The sequence below is a fragment of the Blautia sp. NSJ-175 genome (assembly GCF_022867815.1).
Lineage (GTDB): Bacteria > Bacillota > Clostridia > Lachnospirales > Lachnospiraceae > Blautia > Blautia celeris.
In genome coordinates this window covers 59452-79237 of record NZ_JALIFQ010000006.1, presented here as the reverse complement: position 1 = coordinate 79237, position 19786 = coordinate 59452, and the positions used below count along the sequence as shown (strand labels likewise).

Genomic DNA, 19786 nt, shown 5'->3' with positions numbered 1-19786 from the left:
GATCAGAATCTCCAGAAATACCTATAATTCTAAGATATTGGAACAGAATAGCAGGTAATCTTTCATAAGCCAAGCCAGGCTCACTGGAAATGTCGGGACTTTCTGGATTTTTTGCACTTTCTCAAATGGCACGGAAAAATCGTGTAGGAAAAGAAGGTGGTCTTTCTTATATTTTACCAGCCAGTTGAATAGGATTTTTTCTTTTGCAGCAGAAGAGGCCGAAAAAAGACACAATATCCCATCATACCTTTTTTCGGCCACACCCATCTGCATTACATTTCTATGCCACTTCAACCGGCATTCATTTAAACACTTTCGCCGGCACGCAGTCCTCAATTTTCTGCCCCGATTCTATCAGCCTTCCACGATCAAATACTGACCGTTCGGAAGCACAAAAACCTCACTTGCCTCCTCGATCTCGTCCAGTGACATTCCATCCACATCCATCCCGTTTTCCTCAAAATAATCCCGGACTTCCTCAATAGAGTCCACTACAACTGCCATGCAGTCCTCCAGGAAGGCTTCCGCCTCCTCCACAGTCTCCGCCACCGGCTCGGCAAAAAGCTGCCCCTGATTCTGTAAAAATGTGAGTAAGCATTCATCGCTGAATTCGTTCATTCTGCATATCCTCCTTTAATAATTATTTTATTTAAAACGGTTTCCACCCGTTTTGTTTCTGCTCTGCACGCCTTTTTCACTGCATCCTTCGCGTCGCCTGCCGCATAACTGTACTTTACCTTTGACAGCATCTCCAGGTCGTTATAGTTGTCGCCAAAGGCTGCGCACTCCTCCGGCTTTATCTGCAGGCTCTGCTGCAGAATCTGCATGGCGTTTCCTTTATCCGCGCCTTTCGGCATCATATCCAGCCAGGCGAATCCGGAGGTGACAACTGTGGCCCGCTCCCCGAATTTTTCTTTCCAGTAGGGGTAGATATTCTCCACGCCCGCCTCCTCATACACCGATATCTTCAGGTATGGCTCCTCTATACGAAAAATATCATCCATCAGAGTCACATCATTTTTCACAAAATTGGCAATATGGTCATAAAAAGAGGGCTTCTTTGGCTGGATGTAGCATGTACTCTCACCGGAGACCAGTGCCTCCGCGCTTTCCTTCTCCAGTATGCTTTCCAGTATCTCATCTCCTAATGTCCTGTCAAACACATCTTTATGTAGGACTCTGCCCTGATAGACCACAAGTGCGCCATTTTCACAAATATATGCAATATCATCCTTCACAGGCTCAAACAGTCTTCGCAGATTGGGGTACTGCCTGCCGCTGGCTGCCGCAAATAAAATGCCCATTTCGGATAATTTTTTGATCATCGCAACCGCTTCCCGGGAGATTTCCCTTGTTCCCTGCAGAAGCGTCCCGTCCAAATCACTGGCAATGAGTTTCAGCATGGTTTCTCTCCTTTGCAAATGCCAGTACCTCGTCCGGTCTGTCCACTATTTTTTTCGCCTCATGCTCCTCAAGCTCTCTTCTCGGGCGAAATCCCCATGTAACGCCTACGGTAAACATACCCGCTGCCTTTCCGGTATCCATATCCGTGTTGGTATCCCCCAGATACAGACATTCCTCCGGAGTGACGCCAAGCCTGTCTGCAATGGCCAGCGCCCCCACAGGCGAAGGCTTTCTCGGCACTTGGGCGGTCTGGCCCTGCACTTCATCGAACAGCCCCTCTCCGAAAATCTTCTTCACAACATCCACTGCTGCGTGATGAGGCTTATTGGAAAATACAGCGATCCGTATTCCCTCCTCCTTCAGTCCCCGAAGCAGTTCCGGAATACCCTCAAAGGGCTTTACATGGTAAAAGGGGTCCTCCTCGAACCATTTCCTGTAAAGCACTCTCGCCTCCTCATAATCCACCTTGTCAGTGCCTTTGGAAGCTTTTAAGATCCGTTTTACCAGTTCATCGGCTCCGTCCCCTGCATAATAATTATACTCCTGAATCGGCTGTTCGGGAAGCCCATAATGGCGAAGAAGCCTGTTTCCCACAACACCGATGGATTCCACTGTGTCCGCGATCGTTCCGTCCAAATCAAATATACATGCCCGAATCATGAATGCCACTCCTTTATGTCTATTCCCATCTGTTTTAATTCCTGATAGAGCCTTGCCAGGGGAAGTCCGACCACATTGCTGTAATCACCATCTATCTTCTCCACAAAGACTGCGGATTTTCCCTGAATCCCATAGGCGCCCGCCTTGTCCATAGGCTCCCCGGTCCTCACATAGGCGTCAATCTCCTCCCCGGTCATGGGATAAAAGACGACCTCTGTCTTCTCATAAAAGCTCTTCTGCGTTACCGTGCCGCGCTGCCGTAACAGAAGGGTCACGCCTGTGTATACCTGATGGGTATTGCCCTGGAGACGTAAAAGCATATCCCGGGCCATGGCTGCGTCCGCCGGTTTTCCCAGAATGGAATCCTGAAATGCCACCACAGTGTCTGCTCCGATCACCAGCACATCCCCGGATGTCCTCTCAAAAACTTCACTTCCCTTACAGCGGGACAGTTCCTGTACTACTTCCCGGGGAACACTGGACGTCATAATTTCCTCCGCATTGCTCGGGCAGACTTCAAAGACAGCCCCAATCTGCTCCAGCAGTTCCCTGCGTCTGGGAGAAGCACTGGCTAATATTATTTTTCTCATTTATGCTCCCTGCCTCCTATTCATGCTTTTTTAAGTATAGCGTCTCTCACTCTTCCATGCAATATAATTTTTTGCCAAATTTTTCATCTGTGTTTTACAAAATCTGATATTATTTTACCAGAATCCCGTTGGAATATTCAGCCGGATATTTCCCGTCCCGCGCAGGAACTTATGTTCCCTTGGAAAAACAGAAAATATGGGATATAATAAACACCAGGTAACCCCTCAATAAAGAATAAAGGAGTGCTCTATGAAAATACTTTTTACTGATCTGGACGGCACACTGCTCAACGACGAAAAACAGATTCCGGAAGAAAATTCCATTGCTGTAAAGCGTACTCTTCAGAACGGAAATGCTGTGGTGCTCTGCACGGGCCGCTCCTATTTTTCCGCCAAAAAGTTTGTGGACAGACTTGGACTGAACCGGGAAGGATGCTATGCCATTCTCTACAACGGAGGCATGATTTACGACTGCTGCAGCGGGGAGATTCTCTATCAGAACACCATGCCTCTGTCCTATGTAAAATACATTTTTGACCAGGCCGCCCGCTTTGACCTCTACTGCCAGACCTATGAGGGGGATTATGTGGTCACCCCTGAGGACCGGCCGGAAGCGGCTCAGTACCACTGGTCTTCCCAGATGGAGGTACGGGTGGACCCGGACCTTCTGGAGCATCTGAAGGAGGAGCCTGTGAAGGTGCTGACCTCCTGTCTGGACGACAGAAAAAAGCATGAGGCATACCGTGACGCTATGCTTCCGTGGGCCAAAGGAAAGGTTTCCATCTTCTTCTCCAGTGAATATTATCTGGAACATGTGATGGAGGGTGTTTCAAAAGGCGCTGCCATCCGCTGGCTCTGCCGGTATCTGCATGTGCCCATAGAGCAGACCATAGGCGCAGGGGACGCGGAAAACGACCTGTCCATGCTGGATGCCGCAGGCTTTGCCGTGTGCATGAAAAACGGCACCCCGGAGGCAAAAAAACACGCGGATTATATTACCCGGCGTGACAACAACCAGGGCGGTGTGGCGGAAATCATTGAAAAATTCATGTAAAACAACACTTTTTAGCAAATTTCATGTAAAATTTATGAATTAGGTCTTCCAATATTCTGTTAAAAAGTATTATAATGGTAATACTAAAAATAGTCATTTGAAAGGAAAGGGATTAATATGGGTAGCTTTGGAAAAAAATTATTGGGGTTCAGTGTAATCGGTGCGGCTGCCGGTGCAGCTTTTTATTATTTGAAAAAACAAAAAGAAGAAGATCCTGATCTGGAAGAAGATTTCGCCGACTTTCAGGACAATGTAAAAGAAACGGCTGCATCTGCCAAAAATGTGGCAAGCAAGCTCAAAGAAAAAGTGGAAAAAACGGTTGAGGAAACGGTAAATAAAGTAAAAGAACACACAGATGATATTCTGGATGATCTGGATGATGAGGACATCTTCGAGGATGACGACATGGATCTGGATGATATCAAAGAGGATGTCAAAGAGGCGGCCAAGGATGTTAAGGAAGATTTAGAAGACGCTGCCGGAACTGCCAAGGAATGCGCTGCGGAAACAGCCGAAAACGTGAAGGAAGCCGTGGAAAAAAGTGTGGAACAGGTATCTGAGGACCTGAAGGCAAGAATGGAAAACGCAAAAAAAGCCATGGAGAACACCACCGCTGAATCTTCAGACAAAACAGAATAATATACAGAACCCGGGGCGGCTGTACAAGCCGTATCCCGGGTCTTTTTTTATATCCTTTATGACTCCTGGCTGCCATTCAGCTTCTCCAGTATCTGCCTTTTATAACTCAGAAATTCATCTGTCAGATTGAAATCACTGCGCCTTGGGCGCGGTTCCTGTATGCATATCTCCTCTGTGATCCGTCCCGGTTTTCCTGTGAGCAGATAAATCCTGTCCGACAATAAAATAGCCTCATCCATGTCATGAGTGATAAAGATCGTGGACAGATGGATCTGCTCCATCACCTGCAGATACCACCTGTGCATGGCACTCTTGGTCAATGTATCAAGAGCTGAAAAGGGCTCATCCAAAAGGGCCAGTTTCCGTGAAAACAGGTACGTCCTTAAAAGGGCAGCCCTCTGGCGCATCCCCCCTGAGAGCTGGGCCGGATACTTTTTCTGGGTCCCTTCCAGTCCGAATTCCTGAAAATAAGGCTGTACTTTTTCCCTAGCAGCCTTTTTCTTCTCCCCTTTTATGAGAAGGGGAAGAGCCACATTGTCCTCTATGGTGCGGTACGGGAGAAGCATGTCCTTCTGCAGCATATAGCTGACATTTCCGGGACAACCTGTGATCTCCCGGCCATCCAGATATACATGCCCGGTCTCCGGCTTTTCCAGACCGGATATCACATTGAAAAGTGTTGTCTTGCCGCCGCCGCTGACACCTAAAAGGCTGACCAGCTCCTGGTCATGGAGTTCTATGCTGATATCCTCCAGGATCTTCACTCCGTCAAAGGATTTGCTCACATTTGAAACCTTTAATTCCGCCATATCTCCTCCTCCGAAAACTGCCTTTATTCCGGCAGATAGTCATTGGAAAATCCGGCATTTTCCGGAAGCTCTGCCTCTGACAAACCGTTTTCATTCAGCCAGCCGTAAAAGGCATTCCATCTGGCAGGGTCAATATATCCCCACTGCTTTACATCCGCTTTATACTGGTCCTTTAAATACTCCTGACTGGCTTTTACCAGTTCCTCATCCAGCTCCGGGGAAGCTTCCAGAAGAATAGATGCTGCTTCGTCCGGGTCTGCAATGGCATCCTCATAACCCTGCTTCAAAGCCCGGAGAAAAGCCTTTGCCGTATCTGGCTTCTCTTCCAGAAAATCATTGTTTGCTATCACAACCGGTGTATAGTAATCAAATACAGGATTGATATCCTTAAAGGCAAAGTAATCCGTCTCCAGATCTGCTACCTCTGTGGCAACTCCTGCCCACGCATAGAAAATCCAGATGGCATCCACGGATTTTGATTTCAGCGCGGAGACCTCGTCTGTGACCGTACTTGGGATCAGTTCCACTTTAGAGAAATCCCCGCCGTCTTTTTCCACCACATTCTGCATCATGGCTTTCTCAATGGGGGCATCCCAGGTGGCGTATTTCTTTCCTTCCAGACCTTTGGGGCGCTCCATCCCCTCCCCTTTTCTGGAGATAATGCCGGATGTATTGTGCTGGATCAGGGCTGCTACCGCTGTATTTGGCAGTGCGTTGTCACCTGCCACACCCGGTGCCATGCTGTCCTGGAAAGAGACACCAAACTGGGCTTTTCCCGATGCCACAAGAGCGTCCGCGCCGTCCTCCGGTGGCTGTACGATCTCTACATCCAGTCCCTCCTTCTCAAAATATCCCTTCTCTTTCGCCACGTAAAGACCTGTATGGTTTGTATTGGGGGTCCAGTCCAGCACGAAAGTGATCTTCTCCAAATCTTCGGAACCGCTGTCCTTCTTCCCGCTGTCTTCGCTGCTGCCGCACGCCGCCACAGATGTGAGCATACAGGCTGTCAGGACAGCCGCCAGAATCTTCTTTTTCATCCTCCATTGTCCTCTCTGTTCTGTCTTATTTTGCCCGTTCCCAGGGCATGCTTTTTTTCTGCAGAATATCCACCAGCTTCATGAGAAGAAGGCTGATAATGGATATGAGAAAAATAACTGCAAACATTTTGTCAAAGGCAAACGCCTTTTTCACACGTGTCATATACACACCGAGGCCGGAAAAACCGCCCAGCCACTCAGAGATAACCGCTCCCACCACGGAGTAGGAGGCAGATATGCGCAGGCTTGCATAAAACCGGCCCATGGCCCCCGGCATCTTGATATATCGGAAGATCTGAAGCCTGCCGGCCCCCATGCTTCGTAAAAGGTTCATCATATCCTTGTCTGCGGAGCGGAATCCTTCCAAAAGCCCAATGGTGATAGGGAAAAAGGTCACGATCACGATCAGAATGACCTTTGGCAGCATCTCATATCCGAACCACAGCACCAAAAGAGGCGCGATGGCTACGGTAGGCACGGTCTGTGTAATAACGATCAGCGGATAAAACGCCTTGTAAAGCTTGTCAAAGCGGTCCATAAGAACTGCCATGACAAACCCGAAAACCACACCGCAGAAAAGCCCTGCAGCCGCCTCCAAAAGCGTCACCCTGGAATTCTCCATGAGCAGGGGAAATTCACTGATAAACGCCCTCACCACCTGTACCGGCGAGGGCAGCATATATCCCGGGACCAGGCCTGCCATGGAGACAGCCTGCCAGATGACCAGAATGGCGGCCAGGGCTGCAGATGCCCACAGCTTACTGGTGGTGCTTTGTAACTTTTTTCTCAATGGTCAGCACATCTCCTTCTGGCTTATAGGACACTTTGATATAGGCCGCAACAGAAGGTGCGCCTGCACGGACAGCGATGTGCTGGCATTCTTTTACAATATCCATAAGTTCATCATAGTCACCCTCAATGGCTGTCTCAAAAGGCCCTACATAATAGTTCAGCCCCGTACTCTTAATATAGTCAATGACCTCATCGACTATACGGATCAGTTCCTCGTCATTTGCTGCCTCCGGCAGTGTCTGGATTGCTACGCTTGCGTTCATTTTCTTTTCCTCCTTAGAAATTTATCATCGTTTTCTGCCGGGGAATCTGTGCAAAAGAAAAAGCCCCCGACAGGTTTTACCCGAACAGGAGCTGTTTTTCAGAACAAATGCGCACCGGTCTATGGTGCCTCTCTTATGCTCCCTACGCCGGCATTACCCGGATCAGGTTAAGGGTGAAAAACGATTACGGTTTTACTCTCAGCCGGACTTCTCTCCAGCTCCCCTGTTGTCTTCTCAAGTTTACTTCATTGTAAATTGATTGTCAAGTCAATCTCATATATCTTTATCGCCGTACAGCGCAATTTCCTCTTTCTGTCTCTCATCATACTCCCTGCACACGATCTCTACGTCCGCCCCCTCACAGAGCTCTACGCAGAGTTCCTTGATGGTATTCCAGGTATTAAACGGGAGCGTGAAATCCTGATTGGGAATCTGGCCTCCGGATGCCAGACAGGATACAAACTTCTCAGCCTGGGGCAGCGTGGTGGCCTCATTTCCGCGTGCTGAGGATACCTTCCCCAGCTCCCCTGCAAATGCATTGAGCGTATCTGTGGTACACAGGTTTTCCAGGATTGCAAGTGCCTCGCCAAGATGCTCTGTATTGGGATTGACAGCCAGCCTCTGGTCCGCACCCACAACACAGACGGGGCCTTCCTTCAGCACCGGCAGCGCGGTCATCTCGGCTGCAAACGGGTAGTCCCTGGCAAACGCTGCCGCGCGGCAGAGAGAACTGATAAACGCGCATTTTCCCTCAGCGAAAAAGGCGGCCTCCTCGTCACTGCCCGGCAGTGTCTCCAAGGAGCGTTCCACATCCAGATATTCCCTGTCGATCATGGTCTGCAGAAAAGCAAAGCCGTCCCGCATATAGGTACTGACAGGCGTTTCCCCCTTTGCAAGAGCGGCAGTAAGCGCCTCACTCTCAGGATTCTGATACAGCGGCCCCAGTCCCGCACACATGGCAGGAACACTCAGTCCAAAATCCTTATTGGCCCCGTAGGGAAGGATGCCGTTCTGCTTTAATACATCACAGACATTCCAGAACTCGTCCAGTGTCTCCGGAATCTCCAGCTGATACTGATGGAGCATATCCACATTCCAGATCAGGCCAAAACCGGTATAGGACAGAGGGACAGAAAACACCTTCCCCTTATATGTACTCTGCCGGAGGGCATCCTCAGAAAGGCTGCTGATACAGTCAAGACCGGATAAATCATAGATAAAACCTTTCTGGTCAAACTCCAGCACATCCTCCGCCGGTATGATATACAGGTCATCCGCCTGTCCGCTTTCCATGCGCTTCAGCAGAAGTTCCCGGTAAGAAAGCCCTTCCTCTGCATAGAAATCCGCGAAATCACTGTACAGGATAATATTGCCCTTTGTTTTTGGATTGATCACATCAGAACAGCACTTATTTATAATCTCTGATATGTTTTCCCCCTGGGTAAAGAGGGTGATCACAACATCCGGCTCATTTTTATCAATGTATACTTCCGGCTCTTCCTTCTCTCCGGAACAGCCGCTGCATAAAAGCATACATGCAAGTGCCGCTGCCGTTAACCTTCTATATCTTCTCTTCATTTTTTCCATCCCCGCTTTCCTTATCCGCATATATCCGGATGACTTCAAAAAGCCTTGCTATATCGATCGGTTTGGATATATGGGCATCCATTCCGGCATTTTTACATTTTAAAACATCCTCCTCAAAGGCATCGGCAGTCATGGCTATAATGGGAATATGTTCCGCACTGTTCTTCTGGAGCGCCCGGATCTCTCCCGTGGCTGTAAAGCCGTCCATCACAGGCATATGGATATCCATAAAGATCATATCATAATATCCCGGCCCGGTCTGCTCCACTTTCCTGACAGCCTGCAGACCGTCCTCCACGCTGTCCACCAAAATACCGCTGTCCCGCAGCAGTTCCTCCACAATTTCCCGGTTCAGTTCATTATCCTCAGCCATCAGAACATGCAGGCCTTCAAACCGTCCGCGGTTTTCACTGTCCATGATCTCCTGTACTTTTGCGGAAGACCCCATGATATAATAACGCAGCTTCTGCACCAGTTCAGAGCGGAAAACAGGCTTTGTCAAAAATCCATTGATTCCCGCTTCCAGGGCTTCCTGCTCCACTTCCTCCCAATTGTAGGCAGACAACAGAATGATCGGGATATCACTGCCGAGATCCGCCCGGATACGGCGGGCAGTCTCCACCCCGTCCATCTCCGGCATCTTCCAGTCCAAAATCACCGCAAAGTAATCCCGGCCCATCCGGCGGGCCCTGTTGGCGGCTTTTACAGCCTCCCCGCCGCTCAGTGCCCAATCCACATGCACCCCGGCTTCCTCAAGCATGAGCTGAATGCCCTCGCAGGTATCCGGGCTGTCATCCACCACAAGCACCGTATGTCCCGCCAGCACGCCGGTCTCCTGTTTGTCAGGTTCCATAAGCACCATGGGCAGAACCACCGTAAACTTTGACCCTGCACCGAGCGTACTTTCCACATGGATCGTACCGCTCATCACATCCACAATGTTTTTTGTGATGGCCATTCCCAGGCCGGTGCCTGTCACCTTGCTCAGACGGTTATCCTCTGCCCGCTCAAAAGGATTGAAGATACGTTTTACAAAGTCAGGTTCCATTCCGATGCCGTTGTCTTCCACCTGGAATACAATATCGATCATCCGGTCATCCCGCTTTTTTTCCTGGAGCCGGATCGTGATCTCTCCGCCCTGCGGCGTGTATTTCACAGCGTTTGATAAGAGGTTCAGAAGGATCTTCTGAATATGCAAAGCATCCCCGATCACTGTATCATAGTCCAGGACAGACGATTTTACATGCATGGTGTGGCCTTTTTTTGTCATTTCCGGCTTAATGAGGAGCAGAACATTGGAGATCAGCTCCGGCAGGTTCACAGGCTCCTTTTTCAGGCTGAATTTACCGCTCTCGATACGCGACATATCCAGCACCTCATTGATGAGGGCAAGCAGATGATCAGATGCCGTGGATATTTTTTCCAGGCTGTCTTTAACCTTATCCGGGTTATTCAGATTGGCCCGCGCAATGGCTGTCATGCCGATGATGCCGTTCATTGGCGTACGGATATCATGTGACATGGAGGAAAAGAAGGCGTTTCTGGCCCGGTTGTTCTCCTGTGCCTGCCGCAGGGCATCCGCAAGGTCATCCCGCATATGGTGCTCGCCTGTGGTATCATGCAGGACAGCCAGGTACTGCCCGTTATCCGCGGGAAGAAGATGCACCTCTGTCCAGCGCTGCAGTTCATTGTCTGTGCCTGTCTTATACTCCTTTCGCATCTTCTTCACCAGACTGCCGTTAAAGAAGGAAATGCGGTCCCTGTCATCCCCCGGCATCCCACAGTGGTCAAAGAGGATTTCCGGCCTGGACATGACCTGCCCCGGTTCCACATCAAACAGCATCCTGACATTGTCGGAAACCATTTCCACGCTTCTGTCCGCAGGGTTGTAGACAAGGAAAGCAAAATCTATGTTGGAAGAAATGTTCTGGAAAAGCCGTTCCCGGTAAATCCTTCCCTGTTCACGCCCCTTCATGGATTCGCGGCTGAGCAGCAGTCCTGTGATCAGGATCAGCGCCACTGCCAGCTCTGTAAATGTGACGGCCACCATCTTGATGATTTCAGATGACTCCTGCTGCAGAACGCGTTTGGGCAGGATGGAAATAAGATACCAGTTATAAGAATCCCTCATGGGCAGAAAGCATAAAATGCCGCTCTCCCCATGAAATTCCAGGCTGATGGTTCCCGCCTCTTTCTTCCTCATAAGGTCCTGCAGGGTACTCAGCATCTTTTCCCCGTTGTTGTGCTGCGCCAGAAAACCGTAGATGTCATCTGTCTTTGAACCTGTGCTTTCAATCACCCAGGAACCGCTGTCGCCATCCACCACATAAGCGTACCCGGATCCCCCGCTGAAAGTAAAAAGGGCAGGGTCATTGTATTTGGAAAGTGTCTTGTCAGCGTAAAGAGCTCCCACCTGTCTGCCACCCGCACAGACAGGGGCCTGGAAGGTGATCTGAGGTCGTCCGCTGCTCCCCACGTAGGCATCCGAATACCCGGATTTTCCCCGGGACAGCGCTGTTTCCTCAAAGGTAAAAGACGCAGTATCCACCGGTTCCGCGCTGCTGTCAATACCGGTTCCATCCAGCCCCACATAATAAAACCGGTAGAAATCCGAAGACTCCGCGTAGTTGGCAAGTGTCTCAAAAGACGCCGCATCCCCACCGCTTAAAGCAAACAGATTGGCATTGGATATGACCTGCTGTTCATCATTGTCCAATTCACTGTTGATACTGCTTTGGATCATACGTGTGGAATTCATCAGCGTCTCATTGGATCCCTGGTTCATCTTGGCATTGATACGGTCCAGAAAGGAGAGCATAAAGACAACAGTAAACGCAAGCAGAAGGATGACACTGATCAGGATCGCAACAGACCGTTTCTTATATTTCTTCATACCCTCACCTCAAATTATGGCAGGCCGGAATTCCAAAATGTGCGTTGAAAAATTCCATTCTGCTTTCTATAAAAATCTGCCACGCATCTGCAAAGTCATACAGACGGCCGGCGCGCAGATATTTTTCCGACAGTTCCAGCACTGCCTCAGGACTTGGGGGAAGCTGACCTGATTTCATCATCACTGCAGACAGAATATATCCCCATGTGATCAGTTCCCTTAATTTTCTGCAACATTCCCGGATCATGGGTGACGGGCACTCCCGGATGATAAAGCTCAGTAACACATCCATACAGAGAATGCTGCTCTTTGTCCCCCTGACCTTACCCAGTTCCCGCAGAAATTCTTCACCTCTTTGCTGCGGCGATGACTCCAGGGTAAACAGCAAGATACCCCTGACCGTCAGGGCCAGGATCTGAAGGCTCTCGCCATGCAGACGCAGACTTTCCCGGATCTCCGCTGCATTCCAGTTAAAATCCGTATTTCCAAGGCATACCTCTGTGCCAATCCCCATATGTGACTTTGTCACTCCCAGGGATTCCAGCAAAACCAATGTGCGGCGCACTGTGCTCAGTGACACATGATACAGTTCTGCCATCTTAGGCTGTGAAGGCAGATAACTGCCCATGGAATAACGCCCGGAAAAAATCTCACGGATAATAACAGAAGCCAGCGTATACCTCACCTGAGGGCGCTGGCGGTAGATATCCCAATGAAACGGAATCTGACCGATATTTTCCAGATGATACTTTTCACGCGCACGTTCAATAAAATCCAGTACTTCTTCTTCAGCATTGACATACCGGTACCCGGATTGGGAATCCTGACTGCCTGCTGTTTGTTCCGCTAATATTTCCTCCGCACAGTTTCTGGGATTTGACCGGTTCTGCGGGTAAAGAAAATTCACATAGCGCAGACACTGCCAGTAAAGATTCAGCATGAGGGCATTGTCAAAAACACGAAGGGTATCAATACAGAGCTTTACCGGTATGGGTATGGCGCCGGACACGACAGCGTTATGTCTGCTGTTTTCCTCCTCTGCCGCTTTCCTGTCCAGTCTGCGCAGACCGGCCTCCCAAAGAGGCAGAAATAAAATCTTTCCCGCCCGGGCAATATCCCGGATTCCATCCCTGCGGGGCACAAAATAATCCGCGGCATTTTTTTCAAACTCCTCACTCGTTCCTCTGTATACCACCTCTGCGGCCCTGCGCTCCTCGGTTACGATATAACCTTTTTCCTCCAGCTTGGCAAGCGCCGCCCGGACTGTATTCCGCCCCACCTGAAATGTAGAACAAATCACGGAAACCGATGATAGGGAATCTCCGTATTTATAATATCCGAACAGAATACGGGATTCATAATACTCATAAATCAACTCGTAAAGCCCTTTGTCTTTTTTCATATTTTTCTCCTAAAAGAAATCATCTCAGATTCGGCGAAAACAACCCTGTTCATGTTGGTCAATATCATAATCTTACCATAACTGACATTATTATGCAATGTCAGACAAGAAGCTTTATGTATCTGCATGGACACAGATATACGAATTATTTATCTGTTAAGTTCACCGGCAAAAATAGGGCAGCCATCCGGCTGCTGCCCGCCGAATGACTGCCCTATTCAAATTTCCGTGCCGCTCCAGGCGGCTGTAAGCCTTTTTATCCCCTCCTCCAGGTCTTCCTCCGGCATGGTGGCATACCCCAGAAGGACAGTGGACTGCATGGGCGGCGTCTGCCCGCTGACCAGAAATTCAGACAGGCCGTAGACCCTGACACCCAAACGGGCCGCTTTTTCCACGGCCTCCTGTTCAGACAAGCCGTTTTTTAACTGTACCAGAAGATGTACGCCAGCGTGTTCGCCGAAATACGTGCACACATTTCCCATGCTGTCCTTCAGCCAGCGCAGAAGCAGGTCATGTTTTCCTTTGTAAAGGCTGCGCATTCTGTTCAAATGCCGCTCATAATGGCCTTCTCTGAGAAAACGCTCCAGTATTTTCTGGTCCGCCCTGGATACGGTGACAGAGAAAGGATTTTCTCCGCTCAGATACCGCCTCATAAGCTTTTTTGGAAGTACCATATAACTGATTCGGATGGAGGGAGCTATGGATTTTGAGAAGGTTCCAAGATAAATGACACGCTCCTCCTTGTCAAATCCCTGTAAAGCAGGTATGGGTTTTCCCTTATAACGGAACTCACTGTCATAGTCATCCTCTATGATATAGCGCTCCCCCCTCCCTGCCCATTTGAGCAGAGAGAGGCGGCGTTTCAGGGGCATGACCGTGCCCATGGGGAACTGATGGGAGGGCATGACATATACCATGTCCGCCCCGGTTTGCTCCAGATCTTTCACATCAATTCCCTGTTCATCCTGATTTACGACACACCGTTCAAATCCCATATGCCCAAAATCATGCCAGGCACTTCTGTATGTAGGATTTTCCATGGCGATCCTTCTGTCACGTCCAAGGATCGTGCACAGAAGCATCAGCAGATAATCGTTCCCCGCCCCCACAAGGATCTGCTCCGGTTCGCAGTGGACACCTCTCGCCCGGTAAAGATACTCTGCGATGGCTTCCCGAAGGGACAGTTCCCCGCAGGGATCGCCCAGCGCAAAGAGTGAATCCTGCGCATCTGTCAGTACCTGCCGTGACAATCTGCGCCAGGCATTGTGAGGAAAGCTGCCGGGGGCGATTCCGTTCAGAGCAAAATCATATACAAACCCATCCCTGTCTTTAAAAGATTCCCGGTCCGCCTGCCTTTTCGTTTCGTGCAGTCTGCCTTCTAACGCACCTTCCTGTGATGCACCGCTTCCCGCGTCCGTCTGCTCCTGTCTTCTGCCAGTGCCGTAATAAAGCCCTTCAATGTCGCATACATAGTACCCCTTGCACGGAACCGCTTCAATATATCCTTCCGACACAAGCTGGTCATAGGCCAGATCCACTGTACTCCTGCTCACTGCCAAATTTCCCGCAAGTGCACGGGAGGACGGCAGCCGCACACCTGCGGCCAGCCGTCCTTCCTGGATTTCCTGTTTAAAATATTCACATATCTGTTCGTACAAAGGCGCATCAGCCTTTGTATCCAGTGAAATGATCAAATCGTTCATTCTTTTCTCTCACACTCATGGCCCATAGAAAATATGACGGACATAATTTCTATAATTTAAAGGAGCTCTTCAAAGACACGATCCTGTTAAATACCGGTTCTCCCGGTTTGGAATCGTGGCAGTCTGCGCAGAAGAAACCGTTTCTCACAAACTGGAAGCTGTCATATGCCTCCGCCTGGGCAAGTGCCGGTTCCACATAGCAGTCTTTCAGCACAACCAGGGAATTGGGGTTCAGATTCAGGCTTCCGTCCTCTTTGTTGTACACACCTTTCTCCTCATCCACAATGTTCTCATAGAGACGGCACTCCACATTCACTGCAGTTTTCTGCGCTACCCAGTGAATGGTTCCCTTAACTTTTCTTCCGTCCGGGGAATTTCCGCCCTTAGACTCAGGGTCATAGGTACAGTGTACCACTGTGATATTGCCGTTCTCGTCTTTTTCAAAACCGGTGCATTTTACAAAATAAGCGTTCATCAGGCGCACTTCATTGTCCGGATAGAGACGTTTGTATTTCTTCGGCGGCACTTCCATGAAGTCCTCACGCTCAATATACAGTTCTCTTCCGAAAGGCACTTTTCTGCTGCCAAGCTCAGGATTTTCCATGTTGTTGGCAACGTCCAGATACTCGATCTGGTCTTCCGGATAATTGTCAATGACCAGCTTCAGCGGGTCCAACACTGCCATCATACGGGGCTTTTTCATTTTCAAATCCTCGCGGATGCAGTACTCCAGCATCGCGTAATCCACAGAGCTGTTTGCCTTTGACACTCCGCAGAGATCCACAAACATTTTGATGGATTCCGGGGTAAATCCGCGTCTTCTCAACGCCGCAATGGACACCAGACGGGGATCATCCCATCCGTCCACAATGCCGTCCTCAACCAGTTTTTTAATATAACGCTTGCCAGTCACCACATTGGTCAGGTACAGCTTTGCAAATTCAATCTGTTTCGGCGGATGGGGATATTCAAGCTCCCTTACCACCCAGTCATACAGGGGGCGGTGGTCCTCAAATTCCAGGGTACAGATGGAATGTGTCACGCCCTCAATGGCATCCTCAATGGGATGAGCAAAGTCATACATGGGATAAATGCACCATTTGTCGCCTGTATTGTGATGTGTCATGTGGGCCACACGGTAGATGACCGGGTCTCTCATATTGATGTTCGGGGAAGCCATATCAATCTTAGCCCGGAGCACTTTGCTTCCGTCCTCAAACTCCCCGTTTTTCATTCGCTCAAACAGGTCCAGGTTCTCCTCCACACTTCTGTCTCTGTATGGGCTTTCCTTTCCCGGCTCTGTGAGGGTTCCGCGGTATTCACGGATCTGCTCTGCAGTCAGATCACAGACAAACGCTTTTCCTTTTTTGATCAGCTTTACCGCTGCCTCATACATCTGTTCAAAATAATCGGAGGCAAAATACAGACGGTCCTCCCAGTCTGCGCCCAGCCATTTGATATCCGCCTTGATGGATTCCACAAACTCCACCTTTTCTTTTGTGGGGTTGGTATCGTCAAAACGCATGTTGAACTTTCCATGGTATTTCTGTGCCAGGCCGTAGTTGAGCAGGATTGATTTTGCATGGCCGATATGCAGATAACCGTTGGGTTCCGGCGGGAAACGGGTACAGATCTCCTCGTATTTTCCTTCCTCCAGATCCTTGTCAATAATCTGTTCAATAAAGTTTTTAGAAACGGTTTCTTTTGCTGTTTCCTTTTCCACTTACAGTTCCTCCATCATCTATCATTTATGGTAATTTTTTGTCTAAGAAATATACTACCATAAAAATGGCATTTTTCAAAGGCTTTCTATTAAAAAATTTAGAAAGGCAAGTGTTGGGATACTGTTCACACGTCACTGTCCCGCGAGGTGTTTTCAGGCCGGTGCCCGGCCTAAACCGCAGCACCGGCCTGAAACCGGACCTTTATTTTCCGTATTACGGAATCATGTACCCGTAATCGGTTATGACTGCATCCATGATTTTTCTAAGCCCAGCCGGAACCGCGGGATTCTCATCATCCAGAAGAATTTCCACCGGTCCGCCGAAGAGGCGTACTTTTACACGTTTCTCTTCCCTGTCCAGAACTGTAAAACCATTATTCTCACTGTCTTCCATATCCGCTTCATTGGCAAACAGGGTAAATTTATCCTTATACGGAGCGCTTGCGTACGGACAGAATGTCTTACAGTTGCCGCACTCGTTACACATGTAATCCACATGGACAATCTGGCGCATAGCCATTCCCGGCACTTTCACCGCCACATTGGCCCTGTTTGGACATACATCTGTACAGTTTTCGCAGACTGCCGCGCAGTTCAGGCATCTGCCGCTTTCTTCTGCCGGTTCCCTCTCACTGTCCAGTATACCCTTTTTGCTGTAACAGGATTCCTCACAGCCGTCCTTTTTAAGCTCAGAGACAACTGCTTTTTGAAGGAATGCCGCTGCTGCCTTCTGGGCATCCCGGATTCCCTCCACTACGGTTGCAGGACCGCCAAGTCCGTCGCCAATCACGTAGACACCGCTTGAGGCTTCCAGTGTCCTGCTGTCAGCCACAACCTTTCCCCTGTTGTCAAGAGGAAGTCCGTTTGCCTGATAGAGCTCCGTGTCCACACGCTCTCCTACGGCTGCTATGACGGTATCCGCAGGTACTGTTTCCGTCTCACCGGTCTCCTCCACAGAGGCCCTTCCGGAAGCGTCCATAGCGCCAAGCTTCATCTTCCTGCACAGCAGTTTTCCATCCTCCACGGATACAGGGGACAGCAGTTCACGAAATTCAATGCCTTCCTCCTGCACAAGTGTCAGTTCCTCCGCGTCTGCAGGCATATAGCGTCTTGTTCTTCTGTATACCAGATATACATGCTCCACGCCTTTGGTGCGCTTTGCGGCTCTGGCTGTGTCCATGGCTGTGTTGCCTCCGCCGATGACCACCACATGCTTTCCAAGGTCCACATTGCCGTCTTTTGCCTTGAATTCTTTCAGGAATTCAGCGGCATCCACCGGTGTTTTGTTCTCCAGTTTTAATACTCCGGGTTTTCCTGCTCCTGCCGCAAAAAATACAGCGTCAAAGCCCTGGTCTTTCAACTCTTTGACAGAAGTTATCTCTTTTCCAAGCTCCACCTTCACACCCATTTTGCGGATGATGGCAGCGTCTTTTTCTATGGCCTCTTTTGTGATCCTGAAATCAGGAATCACGTGTGCAACCACGCCGCCCAGAGCCTTTTCTTTTTCAAATATGGTCACATCCGCGCCACCTCTTGCCAGGAAATACGCTGCCGCCATACCGGAGGGGCCGCCGCCGATGACTGCCGCTTTTCTGCCGTCTGTCTTCTCGGGCACAGCCAGCTTCTCCATCACTGCATCGTATGCTTTTTCGGCTGCCTCCAGCTTCACATTTCTGATATGAACCGGCTCCTCATAGAAGTTCCTGGTACATTTGCTCATGCAGTTGTGGGCACAGATAGTTCCTGTGATGAAAGGAAGCGGATTCTTGTCGAGGATCACCTCCAGAGCCTCCTCATACTTACCTGCAGAAGCCAGTTCCATATAATTGCTCACATCCTGATGGATGGGACATCCCGCCTCGCAGGGTGCCATAAAGCAGTCCATAAGGGGAACACTGTCTTTTACCTTGCGGTTTGGAAGGGGCTTAATGGGTTTTACATGGTGCACATCACGTTTTGCATCCTCGGCAAGCTTTGTGACTGCCTCCACATCAATTCCCGCAAACGGCTTCAGGCCTTCTTCTGCCAGCAGTTTTGCCATCTGCGCACTGCGGTTGTATCCGCCCGGTTTTAAGAGGGTGGTAGCCACTGTCACAGGCCAGATGCCGGCTCCTACGATCCTGGATATATTGTAGTAATCCGCACCGCCGGAATAAGCGATCCGCAGACGTCCGTCAAATTCCTTCGCAAGCTTTGCAGCCAGGGAAATAGACAGGGGGAACAGTGCCTTGCCGGACATATACATCTCCTCGCTTGGCAGCTCCTCTCTTGTCACATCCACCGGGAAGGTGTTGGTTATCTTCACGCCAAAGGACAGTCCCAGATCTTCGGACAGCTTCATAAGCCTTGTGAACATGGGCACAGCATCCGCGTACTGCAGGTCATCCTTAAAGTGGAAGTCCCCGAACATCATATAGTCATATCCCATCTCATCCATAGTCTTTCTGGCAAATTCGTATCCCAGAAGGGTTGGATTACATTTTACAAAGGTATTGATATGTTTTTCCGTGAGCAGATAGTTGGCTATGCTCTCGATCTCATGAGGCGGACATCCGTGAAGGGTGGAAATGGTGGCGGAATTGCAGATATCCTCCGGTATGGACTCCACGTCCTCTTTCGTGTAATGTTCAAATTTTTCTATGTTTTCCAGCAGCCAGTTCCTGCACTCGGCAAATGTGGCATCCTGTCCTGCATGCATCATGGTATCAATGAAATGGTTGATCTTTTCGGATTTGATGCCTGCCAGGTCATAGCCCACACTGATGTTGAACTGGAACCCGTCCTGGGCACCCAGGCCGAACTCTTTTGCCATTACATGCAGGGCAAACCAGGCCTTAATATACTCGCTCATGGCATCCGGTACGGTGAGCTCTGTGGACCATTCGCAGTTATAGCCTTCATCCTCAGCCAGAATACAGGGTTTGTTCACACAGGCGGAAAGCTCTGCCCCGTCCATGATCTGCACAGTCTTCAGCTCAAAGAAACGGCTTCCCGTATAATACGCTGCAATGATATTCTGCGCAAGCTGCGTGTGGGGGCCGGCTGCCGGACCGATGGGAGTCTCCAGATTCCTGCCGAAGATTTCCGCTTTTTCCTCTCCTGCCACGTACTTTTTATGTGTTCCGAATACTGTTTTACCCGCCTTTTTCTCTTCCAGAACCCAGTTCATGATCTGGGAAAACGGCATACATGTCATCTTATCGCCCATAATAAAAACCTCCCATAAATCC

The 19786-nt window shown here is 49.6% G+C and carries 16 protein-coding genes and 1 riboswitch; of the genes, 2 read left to right on the top strand and 14 right to left on the bottom strand.

Annotation, left to right across the window (positions count from 1 at the left end):
• Positions 1-354: 354 nt before the first annotated feature.
• The 4 genes from MUB35_RS11220 to MUB35_RS11205 are packed head-to-tail and all read right to left on the bottom strand — an operon-like array spanning position 355 to position 2654.
• Positions 355-618: a hypothetical protein gene (locus MUB35_RS11220; protein ID WP_033139746.1), complete on the bottom strand. Its 264-nt coding sequence runs from the start codon at positions 616-618 to the stop codon at positions 355-357.
• Complete coding sequence (locus MUB35_RS11215; protein ID WP_148393456.1) at positions 615-1403, bottom strand: HAD family hydrolase; 789 nt, start codon at positions 1401-1403, stop codon at positions 615-617. Before MUB35_RS11215 ends, MUB35_RS11220 begins: the two co-directional genes overlap by 4 nt.
• On the bottom strand, positions 1381-2064 hold the full coding sequence (locus MUB35_RS11210; protein ID WP_033139748.1) for an HAD family hydrolase: 684 nt from the start codon (positions 2062-2064) through the stop codon (positions 1381-1383). Before MUB35_RS11210 ends, MUB35_RS11215 begins: the two co-directional genes overlap by 23 nt.
• A complete protein-coding gene (locus MUB35_RS11205; RefSeq protein ID WP_244806209.1) occupies positions 2061-2654 on the bottom strand; it encodes a Maf family protein in 594 nt (197 codons plus the stop codon). The genes MUB35_RS11210 and MUB35_RS11205 overlap by 4 nt, the downstream gene beginning before the upstream one ends.
• Before the next feature lie 250 nt (positions 2655-2904).
• Between MUB35_RS11205 and MUB35_RS11200 the strand changes: the two genes are divergently transcribed.
• Both MUB35_RS11200 and MUB35_RS11195 read left to right on the top strand, forming a co-directional pair.
• Positions 2905-3708 (top strand): Cof-type HAD-IIB family hydrolase, encoded by an 804-nt coding sequence (locus MUB35_RS11200; protein ID WP_187370672.1) that lies wholly within the window; start codon positions 2905-2907, stop codon positions 3706-3708.
• 117 nt (positions 3709-3825) lie between these two features.
• On the top strand, positions 3826-4347 hold the full coding sequence (locus tag MUB35_RS11195; protein ID WP_033139751.1) for a hypothetical protein: 522 nt from the start codon (positions 3826-3828) through the stop codon (positions 4345-4347).
• A gap of 56 nt (positions 4348-4403) precedes the next feature.
• On the opposite strand, the gene MUB35_RS11190 is transcribed toward MUB35_RS11195, so the two are convergent.
• From MUB35_RS11190 to ygfK, 10 genes are all read right to left on the bottom strand, one after another.
• On the bottom strand, positions 4404-5156 hold the full coding sequence (locus MUB35_RS11190) for an ABC transporter ATP-binding protein (RefSeq protein ID WP_244806208.1): 753 nt from the start codon (positions 5154-5156) through the stop codon (positions 4404-4406).
• Positions 5157-5179: 23 nt separating this feature from the next.
• Positions 5180-6193: an ABC transporter substrate-binding protein gene (locus MUB35_RS11185; protein WP_244806207.1), complete on the bottom strand. Its 1014-nt coding sequence runs from the start codon at positions 6191-6193 to the stop codon at positions 5180-5182.
• Positions 6194-6218: 25 nt separating this feature from the next.
• The gene (locus MUB35_RS11180; protein WP_054352884.1) at positions 6219-6983 is read right to left on the bottom strand and encodes an ABC transporter permease; all 765 of its coding nucleotides are present in this window, start codon (positions 6981-6983) and stop codon (positions 6219-6221) included.
• Positions 6952-7248, bottom strand: coding sequence for a thiamine-binding protein (locus MUB35_RS11175; RefSeq protein ID WP_033139755.1), 297 nt, complete (start codon positions 7246-7248; stop codon positions 6952-6954). The genes MUB35_RS11180 and MUB35_RS11175 overlap by 32 nt, the downstream gene beginning before the upstream one ends.
• A 122-nt stretch (positions 7249-7370) precedes the next feature.
• Positions 7371-7483: riboswitch (TPP riboswitch) on the bottom strand.
• Between the two features lie 38 nt (positions 7484-7521).
• Positions 7522-8826 (bottom strand): ABC transporter substrate-binding protein, encoded by a 1305-nt coding sequence (locus MUB35_RS11170; RefSeq protein ID WP_244806206.1) that lies wholly within the window; start codon positions 8824-8826, stop codon positions 7522-7524.
• On the bottom strand, positions 8810-11728 hold the full coding sequence (locus tag MUB35_RS11165) for a hybrid sensor histidine kinase/response regulator (RefSeq protein ID WP_244806205.1): 2919 nt from the start codon (positions 11726-11728) through the stop codon (positions 8810-8812). The genes MUB35_RS11170 and MUB35_RS11165 overlap by 17 nt, the downstream gene beginning before the upstream one ends.
• Before the next feature lie 4 nt (positions 11729-11732).
• Positions 11733-13130 (bottom strand): GntR family transcriptional regulator, encoded by a 1398-nt coding sequence (locus MUB35_RS11160; protein ID WP_103732304.1) that lies wholly within the window; start codon positions 13128-13130, stop codon positions 11733-11735.
• Between the two features lie 218 nt (positions 13131-13348).
• Positions 13349-14833, bottom strand: coding sequence for a MocR-like pyridoxine biosynthesis transcription factor PdxR (gene pdxR / locus MUB35_RS11155; RefSeq protein ID WP_033139758.1), 1485 nt, complete (start codon positions 14831-14833; stop codon positions 13349-13351).
• Positions 14834-14882: 49 nt separating this feature from the next.
• The gene (locus MUB35_RS11150) at positions 14883-16556 is read right to left on the bottom strand and encodes a glutamine--tRNA ligase/YqeY domain fusion protein (protein WP_033139759.1); all 1674 of its coding nucleotides are present in this window, start codon (positions 16554-16556) and stop codon (positions 14883-14885) included.
• A gap of 214 nt (positions 16557-16770) precedes the next feature.
• Entirely contained in the window at positions 16771-19764 is a 2994-nt protein-coding gene (ygfK, locus tag MUB35_RS11145) for a putative selenate reductase subunit YgfK (RefSeq protein ID WP_118743517.1), read from the bottom strand.
• Positions 19765-19786 lie beyond the last annotated feature (22 nt).

Excerpts from the sequence above, each read along its gene's own strand:
- pdxR (WP_033139758.1), bottom strand. The coding sequence starts at position 14,833 with ATGAACGATTTGATCATTTCACTGGATACAAAGGCTGATGCGCCTTTG.
- MUB35_RS11175 (WP_033139755.1), bottom strand. The coding sequence starts at position 7,248 with ATGAACGCAAGCGTAGCAATCCAGACACTGCCGGAGGCAGCAAATGAC.
- MUB35_RS11210 (WP_033139748.1), bottom strand. The coding sequence starts at position 2,064 with ATGATTCGGGCATGTATATTTGATTTGGACGGAACGATCGCGGACACA.
- MUB35_RS11215 (WP_148393456.1), bottom strand. The coding sequence starts at position 1,403 with ATGCTGAAACTCATTGCCAGTGATTTGGACGGGACGCTTCTGCAGGGA.
- MUB35_RS11195 (WP_033139751.1), top strand. The coding sequence starts at position 3,826 with ATGGGTAGCTTTGGAAAAAAATTATTGGGGTTCAGTGTAATCGGTGCG.
- ygfK (WP_118743517.1), bottom strand. The coding sequence starts at position 19,764 with ATGGGCGATAAGATGACATGTATGCCGTTTTCCCAGATCATGAACTGG.
- MUB35_RS11170 (WP_244806206.1), bottom strand. The coding sequence starts at position 8,826 with ATGAAGAGAAGATATAGAAGGTTAACGGCAGCGGCACTTGCATGTATG.
- MUB35_RS11205 (WP_244806209.1), bottom strand. The coding sequence starts at position 2,654 with ATGAGAAAAATAATATTAGCCAGTGCTTCTCCCAGACGCAGGGAACTG.
- MUB35_RS11190 (WP_244806208.1), bottom strand. The coding sequence starts at position 5,156 with ATGGCGGAATTAAAGGTTTCAAATGTGAGCAAATCCTTTGACGGAGTG.
- MUB35_RS11220 (WP_033139746.1), bottom strand. The coding sequence starts at position 618 with ATGAACGAATTCAGCGATGAATGCTTACTCACATTTTTACAGAATCAG.
- MUB35_RS11185 (WP_244806207.1), bottom strand. The coding sequence starts at position 6,193 with ATGAAAAAGAAGATTCTGGCGGCTGTCCTGACAGCCTGTATGCTCACA.
- MUB35_RS11165 (WP_244806205.1), bottom strand. The coding sequence starts at position 11,728 with ATGAAGAAATATAAGAAACGGTCTGTTGCGATCCTGATCAGTGTCATC.
- MUB35_RS11160 (WP_103732304.1), bottom strand. The coding sequence starts at position 13,130 with ATGAAAAAAGACAAAGGGCTTTACGAGTTGATTTATGAGTATTATGAA.
- MUB35_RS11200 (WP_187370672.1), top strand. The coding sequence starts at position 2,905 with ATGAAAATACTTTTTACTGATCTGGACGGCACACTGCTCAACGACGAA.